At 70.5% G+C, this 21,506-nt stretch carries 18 protein-coding genes and 1 pseudogene; 9 read left to right on the top strand and 10 right to left on the bottom strand.

Features of this window, described 5'->3' with window-relative positions:
• Positions 1-1,385 precede the first annotated feature (1,385 nt).
• Entirely contained in the window at positions 1,386-1,817 is a 432-nt protein-coding gene (locus ACFWXO_RS18815) for an SRPBCC family protein (protein WP_380524974.1), read from the top strand.
• Between the two features lie 172 nt (positions 1,818-1,989).
• Here the strand turns inward: ACFWXO_RS18815 and ACFWXO_RS18820 are convergent, their stop codons facing one another.
• The gene (locus tag ACFWXO_RS18820; protein WP_380524976.1) at positions 1,990-2,904 is read right to left on the bottom strand and encodes a LysR family transcriptional regulator; all 915 of its coding nucleotides are present in this window, start codon (positions 2,902-2,904) and stop codon (positions 1,990-1,992) included.
• Between the two features lie 183 nt (positions 2,905-3,087).
• On the opposite strand from ACFWXO_RS18820, the gene ACFWXO_RS18825 reads away from it, so the two are divergent.
• Complete coding sequence (locus ACFWXO_RS18825) at positions 3,088-3,444, top strand: YciI family protein (RefSeq protein ID WP_380524977.1); 357 nt, start codon at positions 3,088-3,090, stop codon at positions 3,442-3,444.
• A gap of 16 nt (positions 3,445-3,460) precedes the next feature.
• On the top strand, positions 3,461-4,021 hold the full coding sequence (locus tag ACFWXO_RS18830) for a dihydrofolate reductase family protein (protein ID WP_380524978.1): 561 nt from the start codon (positions 3,461-3,463) through the stop codon (positions 4,019-4,021).
• A 274-nt stretch (positions 4,022-4,295) separates the two neighbouring features.
• Here ACFWXO_RS18830 and ACFWXO_RS18835 read toward each other — a convergent pair whose 3' ends face one another.
• Both ACFWXO_RS18835 and ACFWXO_RS18840 read right to left on the bottom strand, forming a co-directional pair.
• Positions 4,296-5,498: an MFS transporter gene (locus tag ACFWXO_RS18835; protein WP_380524979.1), complete on the bottom strand. Its 1,203-nt coding sequence runs from the start codon at positions 5,496-5,498 to the stop codon at positions 4,296-4,298.
• An 86-nt stretch (positions 5,499-5,584) separates the two neighbouring features.
• On the bottom strand, positions 5,585-7,600 hold the full coding sequence (locus ACFWXO_RS18840) for an MMPL family transporter (protein ID WP_380524980.1): 2,016 nt from the start codon (positions 7,598-7,600) through the stop codon (positions 5,585-5,587).
• Between the two features lie 236 nt (positions 7,601-7,836).
• Between ACFWXO_RS18840 and ACFWXO_RS18845 the strand changes: the two genes are divergently transcribed.
• Complete coding sequence (locus tag ACFWXO_RS18845) at positions 7,837-8,307, top strand: MarR family winged helix-turn-helix transcriptional regulator (protein WP_380524981.1); 471 nt, start codon at positions 7,837-7,839, stop codon at positions 8,305-8,307.
• A 765-nt stretch (positions 8,308-9,072) separates the two neighbouring features.
• Positions 9,073-9,456 carry a TetR/AcrR family transcriptional regulator gene (locus ACFWXO_RS18850; RefSeq protein WP_380524982.1) on the top strand — a complete coding sequence of 128 codons (384 nt, stop codon included), beginning with the start codon at positions 9,073-9,075 and terminating at the stop codon, positions 9,454-9,456.
• Between the two features lie 145 nt (positions 9,457-9,601).
• Here the strand turns inward: ACFWXO_RS18850 and ACFWXO_RS18855 are convergent, their stop codons facing one another.
• Positions 9,602-10,309: a phosphotransferase gene (locus ACFWXO_RS18855; RefSeq protein WP_380524983.1), complete on the bottom strand. Its 708-nt coding sequence runs from the start codon at positions 10,307-10,309 to the stop codon at positions 9,602-9,604.
• The gene (locus ACFWXO_RS18860; protein ID WP_380524984.1) at positions 10,306-10,626 is read right to left on the bottom strand and encodes a hypothetical protein; all 321 of its coding nucleotides are present in this window, start codon (positions 10,624-10,626) and stop codon (positions 10,306-10,308) included. Before ACFWXO_RS18860 ends, ACFWXO_RS18855 begins: the two co-directional genes overlap by 4 nt.
• A 128-nt stretch (positions 10,627-10,754) precedes the next feature.
• Between ACFWXO_RS18860 and ACFWXO_RS18865 the strand changes: the two genes are divergently transcribed.
• The 3 genes and pseudogenes from ACFWXO_RS18865 to ACFWXO_RS18875 all read left to right on the top strand — a co-directional run.
• Positions 10,755-11,204, top strand: coding sequence for a hypothetical protein (locus ACFWXO_RS18865; protein ID WP_380524985.1), 450 nt, complete (start codon positions 10,755-10,757; stop codon positions 11,202-11,204).
• Between the two features lie 35 nt (positions 11,205-11,239).
• Positions 11,240-12,658, top strand: a complete 1,419-nt coding sequence (locus ACFWXO_RS18870; RefSeq protein ID WP_380524986.1) for a hypothetical protein — start codon at positions 11,240-11,242, stop codon at positions 12,656-12,658.
• A gap of 894 nt (positions 12,659-13,552) precedes the next feature.
• A pseudogene (locus tag ACFWXO_RS18875) lies at positions 13,553-13,993 on the top strand (flavodoxin family protein); the annotation flags it as partial.
• Positions 13,994-14,085: 92 nt separating this feature from the next.
• On the opposite strand, the gene rbsD reads toward ACFWXO_RS18875, so the two are convergent.
• From rbsD to ACFWXO_RS18900, 5 genes are all read right to left on the bottom strand, one after another.
• Complete coding sequence (gene rbsD / locus ACFWXO_RS18880; protein WP_380524987.1) at positions 14,086-14,475, bottom strand: D-ribose pyranase; 390 nt, start codon at positions 14,473-14,475, stop codon at positions 14,086-14,088.
• A complete protein-coding gene (locus ACFWXO_RS18885) occupies positions 14,472-15,389 on the bottom strand; it encodes a ribokinase (RefSeq protein ID WP_380524988.1) in 918 nt (305 codons plus the stop codon). Before ACFWXO_RS18885 ends, rbsD begins: the two co-directional genes overlap by 4 nt.
• Before the next feature lie 81 nt (positions 15,390-15,470).
• Positions 15,471-17,417: a substrate-binding domain-containing protein gene (locus ACFWXO_RS18890; protein ID WP_380524989.1), complete on the bottom strand. Its 1,947-nt coding sequence runs from the start codon at positions 17,415-17,417 to the stop codon at positions 15,471-15,473.
• On the bottom strand, positions 17,407-18,927 hold the full coding sequence (locus ACFWXO_RS18895; protein ID WP_380524990.1) for a sugar ABC transporter ATP-binding protein: 1,521 nt from the start codon (positions 18,925-18,927) through the stop codon (positions 17,407-17,409). Before ACFWXO_RS18895 ends, ACFWXO_RS18890 begins: the two co-directional genes overlap by 11 nt.
• Positions 18,924-19,970, bottom strand: a complete 1,047-nt coding sequence (locus tag ACFWXO_RS18900) for a LacI family DNA-binding transcriptional regulator (RefSeq protein ID WP_380524991.1) — start codon at positions 19,968-19,970, stop codon at positions 18,924-18,926. Before ACFWXO_RS18900 ends, ACFWXO_RS18895 begins: the two co-directional genes overlap by 4 nt.
• A 363-nt stretch (positions 19,971-20,333) precedes the next feature.
• On the opposite strand from ACFWXO_RS18900, the gene ACFWXO_RS18905 reads away from it, so the two are divergent.
• Positions 20,334-21,395, top strand: a complete 1,062-nt coding sequence (locus ACFWXO_RS18905; RefSeq protein WP_380524992.1) for a PIG-L deacetylase family protein — start codon at positions 20,334-20,336, stop codon at positions 21,393-21,395.
• Positions 21,396-21,506: the final 111 nt, after the last annotated feature.

Consider the following 21,506-nt stretch of genomic DNA (forward strand, 5'->3'; position numbering starts at 1 on the left):
CTGCCGCTCGTGATCCGACAACACCAGCTCGGCCAGCCTCGGCCCAGGACGTCCCATGCACTGACCAACGACGGATCAAGGACTCAGGACACTAGAGTTGAACTGAAAATGGCGAGCCTGTCGGCCTCGCGTAGATGGGCGAGCCACCGACACATCCGGTATCGCCGACCACCGACAACCTGACGTCGTCCGACACGGGTTCCACGTAGGTACCACCGAGGGCACTACTTCCGCCGTGGGCCCGGCGGATACACGGGCTACCAGGCTGGCCGGCAACGGATCACCTGGCCACCATGCAGGCCAAGCTGCTGCGACAGACAACCTGAGACTGCCGTCGTCCTGGCGCGAAGGGCCCCACCTGACCGCTGCCCGCCGACGGCACGCCCCGGATCTGTGGACGGCAGCCTCTCCGAGCCCCCAGAACAGTTGAGGCAACACGGCCAGGCCCGCCGCGAGCATCCGGCCACCCCGCCGTACCCGCGTACTCGGCAGCGAACCAGAGGCCCGATGCCGCCACCCAATTGGCCGCTACGGATCCACCACCGGCCCGCCGTGCCCGGCGCCGGGGTGCTCCTGCCGCCCGGCGGCCGCTCGCGCGGCCTCGCACCGCCGCCCCGTTGCACTGACCCGCCGGCCCTGCGCGCGCTGCTGCTTGCCCGGGCCCTACACGCTCCCCTCCCCGACGCCGTCGTCGCGTCCGTCCGCTACCGCCACAGCGGCCGGAACGGGGCCGGTTACACCGACCCCGTCACCGACGCCCTCGAAGTACTCGCCCCACGCTCCGTTGCTCCCGGTTGGCCACTCCACGGGAGCCAGAGCCGCCATGGCCGCCGCTGGCGGCCTCCGTGGTCGGCGTCGTCGCACTGGCCCCCTGGTGCCCGCCTGACGATCCCGTGCACCGGCTCAGGGCCAAGCAGCTCCTTCTCCTGCACGGCCGGGCCGACCACGCCACCCCCGGCGGTGATGACATGGGAGCTCGCCCGCCGCGCTGCCACTGCGGGGGCCGCTGTCGAGGCCGTACCCATGGCCATGGGCGGCCACACGACGCTGCGCACCGCACCCCAATGGCGCCGGCTGACCGCTGAGTGCGCCTCTGCGGCCCTCGGCGCCGCGTCACGCCCATGCCGCCGAAACGGGTGACATCTCCTCCCGCTCCCCAACCGGCCGACGGTGGACGAAGGCCGCCAGAGCAGACTTGGTCCACGAGCCGCGGCACGGCGGTGGACGCTGGGTGACCGGCTGCCTCCAGCGCGACCGCGCCCGGCTCGTGGCCGCGAACCGGCCCCAGGAGATCGGGCGCGCGCCCACCATCCGAAAGGCCGTCCGCACCGAAGAAGGGGGTACAAGCCCGCTGACCGGGCAGGCAGAACTCGAAGGGAGAGCCGATGATCAGTGTGGAGCGCACCATGCTCGTCGACCGACCGGTGGGGGAGGTCATGCGCTACCTGGCGGACTTCGGGAACACACCGCAGTGGGACCCGGGCACCGAGAGCTGCACCCGCCTGGACCCCGGCCCCGTGGCGGAAGGGGCGCGCTGGCGCAACGTCTCACGGTTCCGGGGGCGGCGTACCGAACTCCTCTACCGCCTGGAGCACTACGGCCCCGAGCGGTTGGTGTTCGTCGGCCACAACCGGACCGTCGAGGCCACCGACGACATCGCCATCCGGGCCTCCGAGGGACGCACGGTGGTCGTCTACCGGGCGTCACTGAGGTTCAACGGACTCGCACGTCTGGCCGCCCCCTTCCTCCGCGCCGAGTTCGAACGCCTCGCGGACGCGGTGGCGCTGCGCCTGCCCGTCGTCGTTGCGGGCCCTTGACCAGTGGCGACGTGTGCCATTGGCATGGCCGGAGATCCCGCGTCCAGCCACACGCCGTTGGGGGGCTGAGAGGTCGGAGAAGACAGTGGAGACCGAGGGCTCGCGGGCCGTCACTCCTCGCGCTTCGTTGGCTCGGCCGGTCGGCGGCGCCACTTGTAGGACCACGCCTCGGTCATTCGTGGGTGGCAGCCAGGTAGATGCGGTTGGCGGCTTCCTGCGCGCAGTGCGCGAAGGCCCGGTGGGCCGAGGTGTTGTTGGAACGGAGCCAGACGGGTGCCCAGTCGATGGACTTCGCGTCGGACAGCGGGATGAAGGCGACGTCCGGCCTGGTGTAGAACCGGGTGACTTGTGTGCCGACGATGTAGGCGCCGTTGCCCGCGCCGATGAGTTGCAGGGCCTCTTGGAAGGTCTCGAACGGGGGCCCGCCGGGGATGTCCCTGCCCGAGGGAGTCCGCTCGGGCCAGCGGTCGGACGGCCAGTCGCCGGGCAGCGCGCCGGCCAGACGCAGGAGACGGACGTCCGCGAGGTCTTCCATCGTCACACTCGTTCGTGAGGCGAGGGGGTGGGTGGCGGGCACGGCCAGCATGCGGCGTTCGGAGATGAGCACCGGGCCGATGACCAGGTCGGGGCCCGGCAGGGGCAGGCTCAGGATGAGGACGTCCATGTCGCCGGCGCGCAGTTTGGCGACCGCGTCGACGACCTGCGCCTCGCGGACGTGGACACGGCTGCCGGGTTCGCGCTTCGAGAACAGGTTGCTGGCCTGGTGGGCCACCTGCCCGGCCGCCGCGCCGACGAAGCCGACGCGCAGGACAGTGTGCTGGTGCCGAACGCTTTCCGTCGCGCGGTCCAGGCCGGCTCGGATCTGCTCGTAGCCGGGACGGATGTCCTCGTGCAGCAGGTGTCCCAGCGGGGTGAGGCGTACGCTGCGGTTGGTGCGGTAGAACAGCGGCGCACCGATCTGCCGCTCCAGCTTCTTGATGGTCTGGCTTATCCGGCCGGTGCTGACGTGCAGGCGCTCTGCGGTGCGCCCGAAGTGCAACTCCTCGGCCAGGGTGAGGAACGCCTCCAGCTCCAGACGTTCCAGCACGAGCCCTCCCTGCGTCGGTCCGAGTGTTGAAGCCGGCTAAACACGGGTTCCAGTATCGCTCGTTGTTCGAGTGGTTGACGCCGGACAGGCTGGTCACAGCGACGCACAGGGACGAAGGACCTGAAGCACCGGATGCTCCGTGACATCGCAGAGCCCTGAGAACATCCACGAAGGGGAACCACCATGCGCTACCTGATCCTGCTCAAGAGCGACGGCGACTTCGGCATGCCGCCCACCGAGCTGTTCACTGCGATCGGCGAGCTCGGCGCCGAGGCCGTGGCGGCCGGCGTCTTCGTCGAGACCGGAGGCCTGGCGCCGCTGGACGGCTCGACGCTGGTCACCCTGGCCGGGGGCGAGATCACGGTCAGCTCCGAGTTCGAGCAGAGCCCGGCCGAGACCGTCGCCGCCTACACGATCTACGACGTCGAGTCGGTCGAGGAGGTCGTGGCCTGGACCGAGCGCTTCTTCGAGGTCCACCGGAAGCACTGGCCGGTGTGGAGCGGCAAGGCCGAGATCCGGCAAATCTTCAACGGTATGTGAGCCCAGAGGAAACACCATGGGAAAGATCGTCGCGCTGACCTTCCTGTCGCTGGACGGCGTCATGGAACACCCGGTCTGGACCGGCCCGTACTTCAACGCCGACCACGCCAAGTACGCCCATGGCCAACTGTTCGCCAGCGACGCCCTGCTCCTGGGCCGTATCACCTACGAGGGCTTCGCCGCAGCGTGGCCGCACTTGGAGGAGACCGAAGGCGAGTTCGCCGCCCGGATGAACACGATGCCCAAGCACGTCGTGTCCACAACGCTCGACCAAGCCGAGTGGACCAACTCCACAGTGGTGCGCGGTGACCTGGCGACCGAGGTCGCCAAGCTCCAGGAACGGTACGACAGGGACGTCCTTGTCTACGCCAGCGGCGAGCTGACGAACTCGCTGATCGAACTCGGGCTCCTCGACGAATTGAAGCTGTGGATCCACCCCGTCGTCGTCGGCACCGGTAAACGCCTGTTCCCCGAGGGCGCTGGGTTCACGTCGTGGAGGCTCGCCGCGACGACGTCCTTCAACTCCGGCGCCGTCATCCTCGACTACCGGCCTGCACCGGTCGCCGAGGAGCCGTAGAACGGAGCCTGTCTGGGCTGCGCCACCGCCGCCGTCCGCGCAAGGACGTCGGCCACGGCCGCTCTTCAACCCCGAGCCCACCGCTGCTGGACGGCTCGTGCAGGGCCTCCACCAGGCTCGGTGACCCGGCAACCCTTCCGCCGAGCCGCCGGTGTGAACCGGCGGCCCGGCGGGTTACCAGGGTCCTGCTACCTGCGGTTCGGCTGCGGTACTACGGAGACCTCCACGAGCTCCGCCTCCAGTTCCGCGATGGCCGCCGGGCTCCGCACCTTGGTCAAGACGCGCCTGTGCGGTAGAAACCTGCACACGGACGATCGGTCCCGACCGCAGCCGTGCGGCGGGTGGCGACATCGCTGCGACTCGCGCCGCGGACGGGGATCGCGGGTGGGGGCTCGCCGCAGAGGCTGGTGCTCAGCTGCCGCTGCGGAACTGGAGCCGCAGGTAGGCGTCGAAGGGCTTGGCGCCGAAGAGCCGGCGCGCGTGCACCAGGGCCTTGGCCGCGGGGGTCACGACGTAGCGGGTGCGGGGCCGAGGGGAGGTGGCCGCCGTCTCGATGACCGCGGCGACGGTCTGCGGCGGGGCGGACAGCAGCGTGGACCGGTAGGAGGCCGCCCAGGGCGGTGAGGTGGCGGCGGTTGCGGTGCCGTTCGACGGCGACGAAGGCGGCGAGTGCGACGAGGCCGAGGGCGAAGGCGACGGGAACGGGGGAGGGGCCGCTGTCCAGGCGCGTACCGAACGCGGAGAAGGGCTGCTCGAGGTGCCACCAGCCGTAGGTGCGGCCTTCGATGAGGCCGAAGACGATGCCGGTGAACCCGACGACGGACAGCACCGCTCCTGGGAGGTCGAGGCCGCGTTCGGCTCTGTCGTCGCGGCTGTCGGCGACCAGTAGCAGGACGCCTGCGGCCACCAGCGCGCCGAGCGGCAGGTTGATGCCGAACGCCCAGCGCCAGGACAGGTGGGTGGTGAGCCAGCCGCCCAGCAGCGGTCCCAGGGCGGCGGTGCCGCCGATGGTCGATCCCCAGACGGCGAACGCCTGGCCGCGTTCGCGGCCCCGGAAGGTGGCGTTGATCAGCGACAGCGAGGTGGGCAGGATCATCGCGCCGCCGAGCCCTTGGACGAGTCGGCTGCCGATCAGCACCGGCCCGCTGGGGGCCGTAGCCGCGGCGACGCTCGCCGCGACGAAGACGGCGGTGCCGGTCAGGAAGACCCGGCGTCGCCCGACCCGGTCTCCGGTACGCCCGGCCAGGAGTAGGAACGAGGCGAACACCAGGGTGTAGGTCTCCTGGACCCACTGGGCGCCGCTGGAGGTGATGTGCAGGTCATCGATGATGCTGGGGACGGCGACGTTGACGACCGTGGAGTCCACGATGATCAGCGACACGCCGAGGCTGATCGCGACCAGGCCCCACCAGCGCCGACGGCCAGCGGATGAAGCGGCGCCCGCCGGGGTGTCGGGGGCCTTGCCGGTGGTGGTCATGAACGCCTCCTTCGGGGCGGTGCTGGGGGCTGTGGGAGTCGGCCGGTTCTCCGGGGCGCGCCGGATGGGCGCGCCCCGGGCCGGGCTCACGTGGAGTCGTGGTGGGCCCTCGGTCGGGGGGTTTCGGGGCGGCCGGGCCACCAGAAGTGGCGGCCGGTCAGCAGGACGAGTGCGGGTACGAGGACGGTGCGCACCAGCAGGGTGTCGAGGAGGACGCCGATGCCGACGATGACGCCGATCTGGGTGAGGGTGATCAGGGGCAGGACGCCGAGGACGGCGAACACGGCGGCGAGCAGGATGCCGGCGCTGGTGATGACGCCGCCGGTGGAGGCGAGGGCTCGCAGGACGGCGCGTCGGGTGTCGTGGCCGGCGACGGTGCCCTCGCGGGTGCGGGCGATGAGGAAGATGTTGTAGTCGACGCCGAGGGCGACGAGGAAGAGGAAGGACAGCAGGGGGACGTTGGTGTCCAGGGCCGGGAAGTCGTAGACGGTGCGGAAGATCGTCCAGCTCGCGCCGAGGGCGGCGAAGTAGGAGGCGATGACGGTGGTGACCAGCAGCAGCGGGGCGATGAGCGCGCGGAGGAGGGCGATGAGCACGATCAGGACGATCGTGAGGACGAGGGGGACGACGATGCGGGTGTCGTGGGCGTTGGCTCGGGCGGTGTCGTAGGCCTGGGCCGTGGTGCCGCCGAGAAGGGCGTCGGCGCCGCTCACGGTGGCGATGTCGTGGCGTAGCCGCTCGATGGTGCGGTCGGAGGCGGCGGTGCCGGGGGCGTCGTCGAGGATGACGTCGGCGCGGGCCCATCGGTCGGTGCGGCTCGTCGGGGTGACGGAGGCGATGCCGGGCACCTGTCGTGCGGCGGCGGTGACCCGGTCGGCCGCGGTGGTGGTGGACAGGAGGGTGAGGGGGTCGGTGGCGCCGGCGGGCTGGACGGCGGCGAGGGTGCGCTGCCCGAGGACGGATTCGGGGGTCTTGCGGAAGGAATCGGCCTGGGCGAGCCCGGTGTTGATGCCGAGCGCGCCGGAGGCGAGGAGCAGCAGCACCGCCGTTCCGGCGAGCGCGACCCGGGCGGGGCGCTTGGCGACGCAGCGGCCGATGCGCGACCACAGGCCGCGGCGGTCGGCTGTCACCGGGGTGCCGACCTTGGGCACGAGGGGCCAGAAGAGTCGGCGTCCGGGCAGGACCAGGGCGGCGGGCAGGACGACCAGGCCGAAGAGCATCGCGGTGAGGATGCCGACGGCGCCGGCGAAGCCGAGGCCGCGGTTGCCGGTGAGTTCGGCGGCGAGGAGGGTCAGCAGGCTCAGGACGACGGTGGTCCCGCTGGCCAGGACGGCCGGGGCCGTGCCGCGCCAGGCGCGGGCCATGGCGGTGAACCGGTCCTCGGTGAGGTGGAGTTCGTCGCGGTAGCGGGAGACCAGCAGCAGGGCGTAGTCGGTGCCGGCACCGAAGACCAGGACGGACAGGATTCCGGCGGCGGACGCGTCGACCTGGACACCGGCGTGCGGGGCGAGGACACCGACGAGGATCGCGGCCGTGCGGTCCCCGGCGCCGACGACGAGCAGCGGGACCAGCCACAGGACGGGGCTGCGGTAGGTGACGATCAGCAGGACCGCGACGACCGAGGCGGTGGCGATCAGCAGGTTGGTGTCCGCGCCGGCGAAGACCTTTCCGATGTCCGTGCGGACCGCGGGCCCTCCGGTGACCTCGGCGCGCAGGGGTGCGGGCAGGTCCTGCGCGGCGACAGCTCGGATCCGGTCGACGGCGGCGGTGTTCTCCTGGTCGTCGGCTCCGGTGGGCAGGACGACGGCGACGGTCGCGACGGTGGCGTCGACGAACCTGGGGGCCGCGGCGGTGGGCGCCAGGCCCAGGGCACCGAGCGGCGTCGCGCGCCCACCGATGGCGGCCCGCTGGGTATCGGTGAGGGGGCTGTGGTCGGTGTTGCTGTAGACCACGATCGCCGGGGCGGCGGCACCGGACGGGAAGGTCTTGAGAATCTCGGCGACCTGGGCGGACTGGGACGAGGCGGGCAGGCCGGTCCCGGTTGCCTTCGTAGTGGTGGCGTCACCGGGCCCCAGCGCGAACGCCGCTGCCAGCCCGATCACGGTCAGGAGCAGGACCGTCCAGGCGGTGGCCCTCGGTCTCCCGAGGGGACCGCCGCCGGGGGACGAGTGGTCGGTGGACGGTGGCCCGGCGTGCCGGGTCGGGGAAGGGGACACGGAAACGCACCCTCGAAGTCGTTAAGTTACTTAGCGATTCTCACCGTGGCAGACTTCTCCTCATGGCGCAACACCAGTCATTCGGAGCCGGGCCGGATTCGGATTCCGGTCAGCGTGAAGCCGTGCGCCCGCATGGCGCACCGGTCGGCGACGACCTGTCCCGGGCGCTGCGCGACGTGCTCACGCTGACCCAGCTCGCCCGCGCGGTCCTGGCCGAGCGCCTGGGGATGCCGCTCACCAACGTCGAGGCCGTCGAGCACGTGATCATGGCCCGGGGTGCGGGTGAGCCGATCGGCCCGGTCGAGCTCTCGCGGCGCCTCGGTGTCACCAGTGCCGCCGGCACCCAGTCCGTCAACCGGCTGGTCTCCGAGGGCCACATGACCCGGGGCCCTCACCCGAGCGACGGCCGCCGCCAGGTCCTGGACGTCACCGACAGCGGCCTCACCCACGTGATGGGCGAACTCGCCCCACTGCTGGAACTGCTCTACGAGGCTTCCCGCGGCCTGGACGAGAGCGAGCGCGCGGCGGCGAAGCGCTACTTGGAGCAGGTCTCCGAGGCCTACCGCGCCTACCTGGCACAGAACGCCCGATAGACAGGTCAGGGGCCCGGTGTTGTCAGATCGCCCAGGCCTCCGGGGCCAATCGGTGATCCGCATGGTGCTTGCCGATTTGCCCGGGCCGACCGGTGCACCCTGGCCCTCCTCATCACCGCAGTCGGCCTTCGCCTCAGGTACGTTGGCGAGTGCCGGCAGGACGCCGTCGACGGAGTCCTGCTCCTGCGGTTCACCCTCGCCATCGGCCAGGCCCAGGACCGGCTCCACGCCGTCCACACCCTCACCCGGTAGAACGCCGGACGTTACCGCCGGCTCGCCGCTCGGCTGCGACTGGGTCCGCCCCCACCAGTGGGGGTGCCGCCGGCCGACGTGTCCGGCGGTATCGCAACCGCGGCATCAGCGCGGGCGGACACCCCTCGCCCGGCCGAGCAGCCGACACCCCTTCCGACGTAGTGCCTGCGTCGAGCCTGTCCGCCGTCAGCCGCCGAGCGGCCGTTGCGGCGGACAGCGGAGGACATCCCCGAAACGAACCCGACCTTCGCCACGGCATAGGCTTGCAAGTGCCTGCATGCACGTTCTAGGTCCGAGGTGGGCTGGTGGCGGCCCCCTCGTCCGGGTCGGCGCCCGAGCGCTGGCGGGCCACGGCGCGCGTGTTCCCGGGGAAACCGCGGGACGCGGGTCCTCGGCTGACGGGCAGCACGGCCGCTGGGCACCGCTGATGCCCGACGACGGGACTCGTCAGCCGTGGGGCGGGCCCACTACTGTGCCCAGGCGCCTGCCACGACAACGAAAGCGAGCTGAACTTTGGGTGCGGATCAGACCCGGAAGAAGATCCTCACCGCCTTCCTGGCGCTTGCGGGGGAGCAGGGCATGGCCGCGATCACCACAAAGGAGATCGCGACCGCGGCCGGTGTCAACGAGGTCACCCTGTTCCGGCACTTCGGCGACAAGGCCAACCTCGCCCTGGAAGCGGTCAAAGCGTTCAGCCCGGCAGCCCAGATCGACGCCTTCGAACCCAAGATCGACGCCAGCAGCCCCGAAACCACCATCGAGGGGCTACTGGCCTGTGTAGAGGCCCCCCGCGTCGAGGACGAACCGAAGGTCCACGCCGCCTTGAAGGCCGCCCGCGCGAACGCGGTCTGGCTGGAACGAGTGCTCCCGTCCCGCCGGTTCAGGGCCACCGGCTGAGCCAGTCCGCGCGCCGTCAGGAGAGCGATGCCACAGCACCGGCTGTCCAGCCGCCTCCAGTTCGATGAAGCCGCCTTCGGTGACGGCAGGGTAGGTAGGACGAGAACACAACGACAAACCTGGAGCTTCGCGGAACGAGCGAAGGCTACGTGGCGGCCATGGCGGCGCGAAGTGCCGTGTGGCCCTCGCGGGAGAAGTCGTCGTGGCCGTGGGCGGCAGCTGTGACGGCGATGGCGGCGGCGTCCCCGGTCCCGCACCATCGGATGAGGCGTTGTTCGTCCTCCGTGGGCTGTCGGCCGTACCCGTTGTAGAAGGCGACGGAGAGGTCGGACCGGGTACGCAGGGTGCGTTGGGTGATGCGGAGGAAGTCCCGGCCGGCGGCTTCGTAGCGGCTGGTCTCGAAGTCGATCACGGCGATCCGCACTCGGCCGCGTTCGTCGGTGTCGGCGAGGAGGTTGCGGGCGGTGAGGTCCAGGTGGGAGGGCTGGGACTTCTGCGGGGGCAGGGTCTCCAACCGGTCGATGGCGGCCAGGGCGAAGTCGAGTTCGGCGGTGGTGAGGGTGGCGAGGTCGAGACGGATGCCGGGCAGTGCGGTCATGAGCAGCACTCGGGCGTCCTCGTCGGCGTCGACCAGTTGGGGTGCCGCGGTGTCGAGGGCGGGAGTCCAGGTGTGCAGTGCGTGCAGCTCGCGGGTGAAGCAGTCCGGGTGGCTGTTCGCCTTGAGGACGAGGTGCTGGCCTGAGGGGCGGCGCAGGAGGCGGACGGTCGCGGTGGTGCCGGGCCAGCTGAGGTCGGCGACGACCTCGGCCGGCCCGGTGAGGCGCGCTGTCGCCTCGGAGACGGTGGTGGTCACAGGGCGCCGATGGTCTTCAACGCCTGGTCGGCGACCTGGCGGGGGGTGAGGTGGGTGGTGTCGATGACCTCGGTGTCGGCGGCGAGCCAGCCGTCGTACGCCTCGGTGTAGACCGGCTGCTTGCGGCGGCGGAAGGCGCGGACCTTCTCGCTGCGCGCCTCGTCGTCGGGGAACTCGACGCTGGCGTCGATGCGGGCGCTGACGGTGTCCGGGTCGGCGTGGAGCAGGAGGTGCTGGAGCGGGATGCCAGTGGCCCGGATGGCACCGTGGATCTCGGCGGCGTAGGGCTGGCGCAGCAGGGTCATCGGGATGATCACCGGGTGGCCGTCGTTCTCCCGGTGGCAGTGGACGGCGAACTGGGCGACGAGGGGGCGCCAGGCCGGGTTGTCCTGGAAGTCCTTGTACTTGCCGGGGAAGACCTGGCGCAGGAGGAAGCCGGGCGCAAGTGGACGGCGAGCAGGCCGTGTTCGGGGCCGTCGACGGTGAGGGTGAAGGTCTGGCCGGGGTGGACGGCGGTGTGGGCGTGGACGGTCGGCGGGGGCTGGCCGGCGGGGTGGCTGTGGGCGGGCCCGCAGCGTGGGCAGGTGGCGGCGATGCGGTCGCGGGGGCCGAGCACGCTGGTGAGGTGCTCCGCGGTCAGCGGCATCGCGCAGTGCGGGCACGGCGAAGCCGGTGCTCGCCGACCGAGGTGTCCAACGCGAGCAGCACCCGCGCCCGCCTGATCATCGACGCGCTGCGGACCCCCGTCGTCGTCACCCGCACCAACGCCCGACGATCTTCGGCACTCAACGCAACCGGATACTTCTTCTGCGAGGACACGGCACCCCTGCCAGCCGAACGGAAGCGACATGGGAGCCAGCCCGACCCCAACTCCACCAAGAAGAACAATACTTAGTCGCGACGAGCTACTAGGAAGGAAGCGTGCTCGGCATGGCACACCAGTACCCGGCGTCGGCCGCGGCGATCGAGGCAGCCGCAGCTCACTTCAGGGCGCTTGAGGAGCTGTTCACGGCGATCGTGGATGACCAGGGTTTGGCCGTGATTCAGTGGAACGGGCTTAGGGGTTACTCGGACCTCAAGTGCGTCGATGGGCATATTTTCACGGTCATAGCCATGAACCTGCTGCTTGACGGAAGCCGCGGGTATCGCACACCCGGCCAACCGTTGTGCTCCGAATGCTGCTACGCAGATGAGATCGCCTCCCGCCGCAGCGCGCTTCTTGCGCTCGCAGAGAAGCAGCACGTGACGCTGAAACCGACCGGCGGGCAGGCCGACGAATCCCACGATGAGCTGTTCGATGCCGTATGCGAGGCCGGACATGCCTCCACCGTGCACGGACGTCATCAAAGCGTTCTTCGCGGGAGCCTCCTGTGCCGTACGTGCTGGGAGGAGGAGGATTACCGGAAGCTCTTGTCTCGTGCGGCGGATCTCTGCGCGGAGACTGAGGCTCGGATCATCCGGAGCAACTTCGGAGAGAAGGCTGACACGGTTCACGTCCAATGCCGCCGGAACCACACTGTGGTGATCTTCAGCAATTACCCCTCGTACGGCAAGACCGAGTTCCGTCCATCCTTCTGCGGGGCGTGTAACAAACTGGACCTGCTTGCCGAGTTCTCGGACAAGGCGAAGGGCTTCGGTATGACCGTGCTTGCCACCGAGTGGAAGTCGGCCAACGCCGCATACCCCGCCATGTGCTTCATGGGGCATGAGTTCGCGCTCCGGCCAACAGGGAAGCGCTGGTCTTGCCCCGAGTGCCCCCCGGGAACGTACGGCCACGCGAATCCGGCTCACGATGTCTACTACGTCGTGAGCGGTCGGGACCTGGTGACGGATGCGTACACCGTTAAGCCTGGTATCAGCTCGGGCACCGGATACAGGCGGCTGGAGCAGCACAAGGAGGATGGCCTGACTGCGCAGCACCTTCGGATGATCGGGCTCCCTGCCGGAGCCGCGAGGGAGCTGGAGCAGCACGTCTTGGCCGGGTTGGACGGGGAGGGGTGGATTTCCATCCGGGGGGTCGAGTACTTCCCGGTGGACGCCCGCGAGATGGTCATGGACCTGGCCGGTGGGTGGTTCGCCGACCAGCCGGGGCTCGGTGCGCGCGACGTGATTGTAGACGTGGACGAGATCCTCGACGCCGGCCCCGAAGCTGCCGACGTCCTCGATCTCGACGCGGGCGCTGCTGTGGTGTCTGACATCGAAGAGGTCGGCCCCAACGCTCTGGACGCAGTCACGCCCGAGCAGAGCGTACCGGTCGATGATGGCGCCGCAGCCTTGGCGAAGCGTGCCGCCTACCTGGCCAAGCTGGAGAAGTTGAACGCGCGGTTCTCGGCGCGCGGCACCGCCTGACTCCACATCACCCAGGCCCGGCTGCGAGGAGCAGCCGGGCCTTCGGCTGTCCGGTGCCGTACCGGGGCTGGACCCCGGGTCCATGGTTCGGCCCCCGCGCACTAGCGAACCCGGGTGCATAATGTGACCAGCCGCTGGCGGTGAGGCCGGGTCTCAAACGGAACCAGCCACGTCGGCGGAACGATCGCTGGCGGTAGGCCGGATCCCAACCTGACGGGAGCAGCCGAGCCGCGCGACAGGTCGCCTGGCGTAGGCCGGACCCCGTGAACACCACCGGGAGTCCGCCGTGTCCAACACCCCAACTGACCTCGCCCGAGCGGCCCGAGCAGCGCATCTAGGCGTAATACCGGTGATTTAGGTTGCTTTCCGGCGGGTCGGGCTGGTCTTGGTCGGCCCGACCAGCGTCACGGTGGGAACGTCCGGGCGAGGCGGGTTGTAGTGGTGTCCGCATTTCAGGGCCCAGTTGGACATCTTGCGTTTGATGACGCGGGGATTGGCGCGCAACCGCCGTGGCGGCAAGAGCCGTTCAGCGATCTCGCGGAGGCTGTGTGTGACGGCGCGGGCGAGCCGGGAGGGGGGAAAGAGCAGTCTGGGTGGTGACCTGGTGGCGGACGACCCGAAGGGTGCGGACGAAGGAGATTCGGTCGGGATCGTGCCCGGCCCGCTCAAATTCTGTGGTCCCGAAACGTGTGACAGACGGGTCCGCCAGTACGTTCGGTGAATGGTGCACGTGGAGAATGCTGCGGGATCTGGGGTGTCCGCCTTCCTGTACAGCGGCACCGTTCAGGCGGTGCCGCTGTTGTGTGCGGAGTTCTCGTATCCCGTGCGCCCCTGGAAGGCCACGAAGGTCTGGCTGTCTACGCCGCAGGTCAGCTATGGTGCCAGAGTGTTCCGCCCGTCTGGCTGGGCGACAATTCGTCGGTGATGAAGAAGGTCATCGAGCGGTTGTACGCCTGCTCGTCGATCCTCAACTCCGAAGGGCAGTACGCCTACTACGGCCGGGTCGGCGGCTGTCTGATCACCGGCAACGAGGACGGTGCCAAGCACTGCGCGATGAACGTGCTCTACAGCCTCCAGCACCTCGGCTACACCGTCCCCCCGCAGGCCGATGCCGGCTGGGTCGGGGAGGCCGGCCCGGGCCCGTCCTACCTGGACCCGGGCTCCGGCGGCCCGCAGAACGACTTCACCAACCGCAACACCACCTTCATGACCTGGAGCCAGCTCCACCTGGCGAGGATGCTCAAGGACGCCGGCGGCATCCCGGCCCACGGCAACCAGCGTTCCGCGTGGGACGCCGGCTGCCGTTTCGACTTCGAGAACCCCGAGCACCGCTGACCTGTCTGAACCGAGGCACAGCGGCCGGGTCGTCTCCTGCTGATGCCGTTCGTGGCCGATCAAGCCCAGCCCACGAATCACGCACCAGCCCGTCAGAAGAACACTCCGCACCGCAGCAGCACGTTCGCGTACGGCCGGGCCTCCCCGGTGCGCACCACCAGGCGCGCCCCCGTGCTGAGCTCCTTGAGCGTTTCGTGCGGCACGTAGGCCAGTTCGGCGAAGGTGCCGGTCAGCAGTTCGTCCGCGGCGGGGTTCGCTTCCCGTACCTCCTGCGCCGTGAGCGCCCCCTCGACCACCAACTCGTCGAGGAGTCCGGCCAGTACGTCCTCGAACGACGGGATCCCCGCCCGGAACGCGAGGTCGACCACTCGGGGTCCGTCCGGAACCGGCATCCCCGCGTCGCACAGGAGTACCTGGTCACCGTGTCCCAACTCGGCGATGGCTCCGGCGAGATGGCGATTCAGAATCCCGCCCTTCTTCACAGCGCCTCGACCTCCTCGGTGGTGGGGAACGACTCCTGGGCCCCCCGCCGGGTCACGGCGACGGCGCCCACCCGAGCGGCGTACGCGGCGGCCTCCACGAGCGAGGCGCCCGCGCCCAACTTCCAGGCCAGTGCGGCCGTGAAGGAATCACCGGCACCGGTCGTGTCGACGGCGTCGACCTTCACCGGCGCGACCCGCACGGCCTCCTCCTCGGCGGACGCCACCAACGCGCCCTCCGAACCGAGTGTCACCACGACCGATGCGGGTCCGCTCGCGAGCAACTCCCGTGCCCATGCGGCGGGATCGTCGCCGACGGTCCCGCCGCCCAGGATCACCCGGGCCTCGTGCTCGTTGACGATCAGCGGGTCGCAGGCCGCCAGGACCTCGGCCGGCAGCGGCTGCGGCGGCGAAGGGTTCAACACGAACCTCGTGCCGGACGGCAGTTGGCGTACGACCTCCACGACCGACTCCAACGGGATCTCCAACTGTGCCGAGACCACCCGCGAGGCGTGGAGCAGGGGCCCGGCGGCCCGGACGTCCTCCGGCGTGAGCCGCCCGTTCGCGCCGGGCGACACCACGATGCTGTTGTCCCCCGAAGGGTCGACGGTGATCAGCGCGACGCCGGTCGGGGCCCCGCCCACCAGGACGCCCTCCGTGTCGACCCCCGCGTTCTGCTGCGACTCCAGCAGCAGCCGCCCGTTGGCGTCGTCCCCGACCCGCGCGAGCAGCGCCGTGCGCGCCCCGAGCCGCGCGGCGGCGACCGCCTGGTTGGCCCCCTTGCCGCCGGGATGGACGGCGAGGTCCGACCCGAGCACCGTCTCCCCGGCTGCGGGCCTGCGCTCGACACCGATCACGAGATCGACGTTGGCCGAACCGACGACCAAGACGTCGTAGTCGTAGTCGTAGTCGTACATGAAGCTCCCCAATCAAGTAATCCGGAACGGGGCAGCCGGAGCCCCGCATCCGCGGGCACCCCGGCCACCCCTTTCCCCGTCTCAGCCGCTGAACCCGGCCACGTTCTCCTTCGTGACCACCTTCACCGGCACCTTGATGGTCGCCTCGACCTTCTCACCCCTGATCGCCTTGACCGCGTTGTCCACGGCGATCTTCCCGAGCTGCGACGGCTGCTGGGCCACGGAGGCGTACAGCGTCCCCTGCTCGACCGCCTTGAGCCCGTCGGGAGTTCCGTCGAAGCCGACGACCTGCACGGATCCGCCGGCCTTGGACCCGAGCGCCTTCGCCGCGCCGAGCGCCATCTCGTCGTTCGCGGCGATGACGCCCTGGACGTCCGGGTGCGCCTGGAGCAGGTTCGACATGACGTCGAGACCCTTCGTCCGGTCGAAGTCGGCCGGCTGCTGCGCGACGACCTCGATCCCCGGGTACGCCTCCAGTCCCTTGGCGAAGCCCTCGGCCCGCTCGCGCGCGGCGGAGGTACCGGCCAGCCCCTGGAGGACCACGATCTTCCCGCTGCCACCGAGCTTCTCGGCGAGGGCCTTCGCGGCCTGCGCACCGCCGGCGACGTTGTCGGAGGCGACCAAGGCGTTCACCTCGGCCTTGTTGACGCCCCGGTCGACGGCGATGACCGGGATCCTCGCCGCGCCGGCGGCCTGCACGGAGTTGCTCGCCGCGTCGGAGTCCACCGGATTGACGACGATCGCCCCGAGCTTCGAACTGGTGAAGTTCTGCAGCTGGTTGGCCTGCTGCGAGGCGTCGTTCTGCGCGTCGGTGACCGTCAGGTCCACGCCCAGGCTCGCAGCCTCGGCCTGCGCACCCGCCCGGATCTGCACGAAGAACGGGTTGTTGAGCGTGGAGAGCGAGAGACCGATCTTCTGGGTGCCGGACTTCGGATCGCCGTGCAGCAACGACGTCGCACCCACGATCGCCACGGCGACGACGGCCGCGAGCCCGTACGTGGCGGCCTGCTTGCCCCGTCCGCCGCCGGGTGCCCCGATCGCCGTGGGCGCGGCCCCGGCCTTGCGCCGCACGGTGTCGAGCAGCACCGCCAGGGCGATGACGACACCGATGACGACCTGCTGCCAGAACGCGGAGACGTTCAGCAGGTTCAGCCCGTTGCGCAGCACCGCGAGGATGAGCGCGCCGATCAGCGTCCCCGACGCCTTGCCGGTACCCCCGGAGAGGGAGGCGCCGCCGATGACGACGGAGGCGATGGCGTCGAGCTCGTACCCGGTGGCGGCCTGCGGCTGCGCGGAGGAGAGCCGGGAGGCCAGGACGACACCGGCGACCGCGGCGAACACACCGGACAGCGCGTAGATCGCGAGCTTCTGCCTGGACACCCGCAGACCCGAGAGCCGGGCCGCCTCCTCGTTGCCGCCGATGGCGTACATGGAGCGGCCGATGTACGTACGGCCGAGGACGAACGCCGCGATGAGTCCCATGGCCACCATGACGAGCACCGGCACCGGCAGCCACCCGCCGAGCGTGTCGCCCAGGTGGGAGACCGAGCCCGGGAACGCGATCGGCGAGCCGTCCGAGATCACCAGTGCCAGACCACGCCCCACCGACAGCATCGCGAGCGTCGCGATGAACGGCGGCAGCTTGCCGTACGAGATCAGGAAACCGTTCACCAGGCCGGCGGCCACACCCGTCGCCAGTGCCAGCAGCACCGCGAGGACCACCGGCACTCCGTGCGCCGTGGCGCTCCACCCCAGCACCGTCGCCGACAGCGCGGCCACCGAACCGACCGACAGGTCGATGCCCGCCGAGACGATCACGAAGGTGACACCGAAGGCGAGGACGGCGGTCACGGCCGCCTGGACACCGACGTTGAGCAGGTTGTCGGTGGTGAGGAAGTCGCCCGACAGCGCCGACATGGCGATGACGAGGACGATCAGCGCGGTCAGTGCGCCGTTGTCGAGCAGCAGACGGCGCAACGCCGCGGCGCCACCGGCGCCCGTACCGCTCTTGAGCGTTTCAGCGGCCACGGGGGGCCTCCAGTTCGGTAGGGGGATTGCTCACGGCCAGCGACATGACCGCGTCCTGCGTGGCCTCGTCGGCGGACAGCTCGCCCGCGATCCGGCCCTGGGCCATCACCAGCACCCGGTCGCTCATCCCGAGCACCTCGGGCAGATCGCTGGAGATCATGAGGACGGCGGCCCCGGCCGCCGTCAGTTCGTTGATGAGCTGGTAGATCTCGACCTTGGCGCCGACGTCGATGCCGCGGGTGGGCTCGTCGAGGATCAGCACCTTGGTGTCGGCCAGGAGCCACTTGCCGATGACGACCTTCTGCTGGTTGCCGCCGGACAGCGTGCGCACCTGCTGACCGAGCCCGGCCATCCGTACGCCGAGCTGCCCGGCGATCCGCGCGGCGGCGAGGTGCTGGGCCTTGAGGTCGACGATCCCGGCTCGGGCGGCGGACCTGAGGGTGACGAGTCCGAGGTTCTCCTCCACCGACTGGTCGAGCACCAGCCCCTGACCCTTGCGGTCCTCCGGTACCAGCCCGAGTCCCGCGGTCATCGCGGCGCCGATGTCGTGCCGCTTCAAGGAGGCCCCGGCGACGCGGACCGAACCGCGGTCGTACGGATCGGCTCCGAAGACCGCCCGGACCACCTCGGTACGACCCGCCCCGACCAGCCCCGCGACGCCGACGACCTCGCCGGCCCGCACCTCGAAGCTGACGTCGTGGAAGACACCGTCCCGGGACAGCCCCTCCACGGACAGCAGAGCGGTGCCCGGGACGGCGCGCTCGCGCGGGTACTGCTGCTCGATGGACCGGCCCACCATCAGCCGGACGAGCTCCTCCTCCGGTGTGGAGGCAGGCACCTGCCCGACCGACCTGCCGTCCCGGATGACCGTGACGCGGTCCCCGAGGGCGGCGATCTCCTCCAGGTGGTGGGTGATGAAGACGATCCCGACGCCGTCCTCGCGCAGCTTGCGCACGATCGCGAACAGCTTCTCGACCTCCTCGGAGGTCAGCACGGCGGTCGGCTCGTCCATGATCAGAACCCGCGCGTCCAGGCTCAGCGCCTTCGCGATCTCGACCATCTGCAGGCGCGCGATGCCGAGTTCGCGCACCCGCGCGCGGGGCGACACGCTGACGCCGACGCGCTCCAGGAGCTCCGAGGCGTCCGCCTCCATCCTCCTCCGGTCGATCATCCCGAACCGGCGCGGCTGGCGCCCGAGGAAGATGTTCTCGGCGACCGTCAGGTCGGGGACGAGGTTGAACTCCTGGTAGATGGTGGCGATCCCGAGTCGCTCGGAGTCCTGCGCACCATGGATGCGGACCTCCTCACCACCGACCAGGACGCGGCCCTCGTCGGGTGTGTGGGCACCGGACAGCGTCTTGATCAGGGTGCTCTTTCCCGCGCCGTTCTCACCGAGCAGCACATGCACCTCGCCCCGCCGCAGGTCGAAGTCGACGCGGTCCAGCGCGACCACCCCGGGGAAGGTCTTCCGAATGCCCTCGATGCGCAGCAACTCGTCCGGGTCGCTCACGACTGGCTCCTGTTCGTCACGGGGGTCTCGGTCATGGGGGTCTCGGTGACGGGGGTCTCGCCGCACGAGCGGCGAACGACGAGCCGGGCAGGGAGCGTCACGGATCGCGGCGTCCGCCCCTCGATGCGGTCCACGAGCGCGCGCACGGCGGCCCGGCCCAGCTCGCCCGTGGGTTGGGCGATCGCGGTGATCGGCGGGTCCGTGTGCACGAACCAGCGGATGTCGTCGAACGCGGCGAGCGCGATGTCGTCCGGCACGCGCAGACCACGGGCGCGCACGGCGTCCAGGGCCCCCAGCGCCATCAGGTTGTCCGCCGCGAACACGACCTGCGGGGGCTCGGCGAGGTCGAGGAACCGCTCGGTCGCCCGCCGGCCGCTGGCGGCCTGGAAGTCACCCTGGCCGATGTACTGGTCCGGCAGGTCGAGGCCGCACTCCGCCAGCGCCTCGCGGAACGCCTCCACACGCTCCTGCCCGGTCGTGGTGGCCGCCGGCCCGGCGATGATCGCCAGCCGCCGGTGCCCCAGCCGGTGCAGGTGCACGACGAGGTCCCGTACGGCACCCCGCCCGTCCGCCCGCACCACCGGCACGTCGACGCCGGGGATCCACCGGTCCACGAACACCATCGGTGTCCCGGCCCGGGCGGCGTCCAGCATGAGCGGCGACCCGCCGTCGGTGGGCGAGACCAGCAGTCCGTCGATACGGCGGTCCAGCAGCGTCCGTACGTGGTGGTCCTGCAGGTCCGGCCGCTCGTCGGCGTTCCCGATGATCACGCTGTACCCCAGTGCCCGCGCCTCTTCCTCCACGGACCGCGCGAGCTCGGTGAAGTACGGGTTCAGTACGTCGCTGATCACGAGGCCGAGGGTGCGGGTCTGGTCGGTGCGCAGCGACCGTGCCACGGCGTTGGGCCGGTACCCGAGCGACGCGACGGCGGCCAGCACCCGCGCCCGCGCGTCCTCGCTGACCGAAGGGTGCTCATTCAGGACACGCGAGACAGTGGCGACGGACACGCCTGCCTCGGCGGCGACGTCCTTGATGCTCGGCACAGTCGCTCCACCTCCTCGTGGAATCGATTACATCGATGTGTTCCCACGATTGGAATCGATTACATGCCCGCAGGGCAAGCCTTGAGCGGATGGCTGAAACCTGATCGTGATGAACGCCGCGCCGGTGCCTCCGCCGGACGTGGAGCCGGGCGGTGAGCCGCCGCCGCTGGGCGGGGCTGGGCCCGGGAGTACGGTCCCGGAACGGGGCAGGAGCGGGAGTGCGGTCCCCGTTCCGGTGGGTGACGCCCGGTGACGGGTGCGCTCCGTAGTGTCGGGGGCGTGACCTGGTGGTTCGTCCGCCGTCACCGTCGACTCCCGTTTCCCGTGCCGCCCCCGCGGTGCCGCTGTCCAAGGAGCCTGTCCATGGCCGATCGTCACTTCCTCCACCGCTTCGACTCCTCCGCTCCCACCGGCGACGGCGGGCCGGGGTACGGGCCGGCCCGGTGGGGCCGGCAGGAGGCGGCGATGGCCGGGATCGGCCGTGCGGGCCTGTCCCGGCGGCGGGTGCTGACGGCGGGTGCGCTGGCCGGGGCGACGCTCCTGAGCACCGGTCTGTCGGGGGGCAGGGCCTCGGCCGCGTCCGCGCCGGCGATCTTCTACTCGCCGCACCAGGACGACGAGGTGCTGGGCCTGGCCGGGTCGATCCTGGAGCACAAGGCGGCCGGACGGCCCGTGTACCTGGTGCTGGTGACACTGGGTGAGAACGACGGGCTGGCGAGGCTCATGAACGAGAAGGACCAGAACGGCGACCAGCTGGACTGCGAGCTGCGCGCGATGGACCACTGCATTGCCCGCGGCCCGCACGGGCTGAACTGGCCGACCGGCGCCGCCAGTGACAGCGTGATCGTGCCGGCCCGGACCGCGGAGTTCATGGCCTCGGCCGCCGTCCTCGGCGTCGACAAGGTGATCAACCTGAAGATCTCCGACTCCGCGTGGAACGGGGACGACGCCTTCAAGAAGTTCACCAAGACGGTCAAGTCGAAGATCGCGTCCATCGCGGATCAGTACCCGGGCGCCTCGCACAAGTTCACCGCGGGCTGGCTGGAGGTCAGCGCGACCCACAAGGCGATCTCCGACGCGGCCGTGCAGCTGGCGAGGGAGGGCAAGCTCACCGATGTGCGCTTCAACTTCGTCTACGCCTACGACCACAAGCCGTCCTTGCGCGGCAACGGCGCCGCCTACGTGCTGAACATCCCCGACGCCCACATGAGGACGAAGCGCGACGCCATGGCCTGCTACAACGCCTGGAAGCCGTCCAAGAACTTCTACGCGCTCGGCTACCACAGCGCCTGGCGGAAGCTGGAGCCCGCATCGGCCGACCCGCGCGAGTACGTCTTCGCCCTCCCCAACGGCGACTACCGGTACGGGGACATCGGCCGCAAGGAGGGCGGCTACGACGGCGAGCCGCGGTGGGAATGGTCCTGACGGACCGCCGGCCGGGCCGTCGAGCGCCGCGGCACGCCTTGACTTCGAGAATCCCGAGCACCGCTGGATCCCGCCGCAGCGCTGCCGGAGACCGTCCGCACGGTCTCCGGC

Source organism: Kitasatospora sp. NPDC059088, from assembly GCF_042738155.1.
In the GTDB taxonomy this organism is placed as follows: Bacteria; Actinomycetota; Actinomycetes; order Streptomycetales; family Streptomycetaceae; genus Kitasatospora.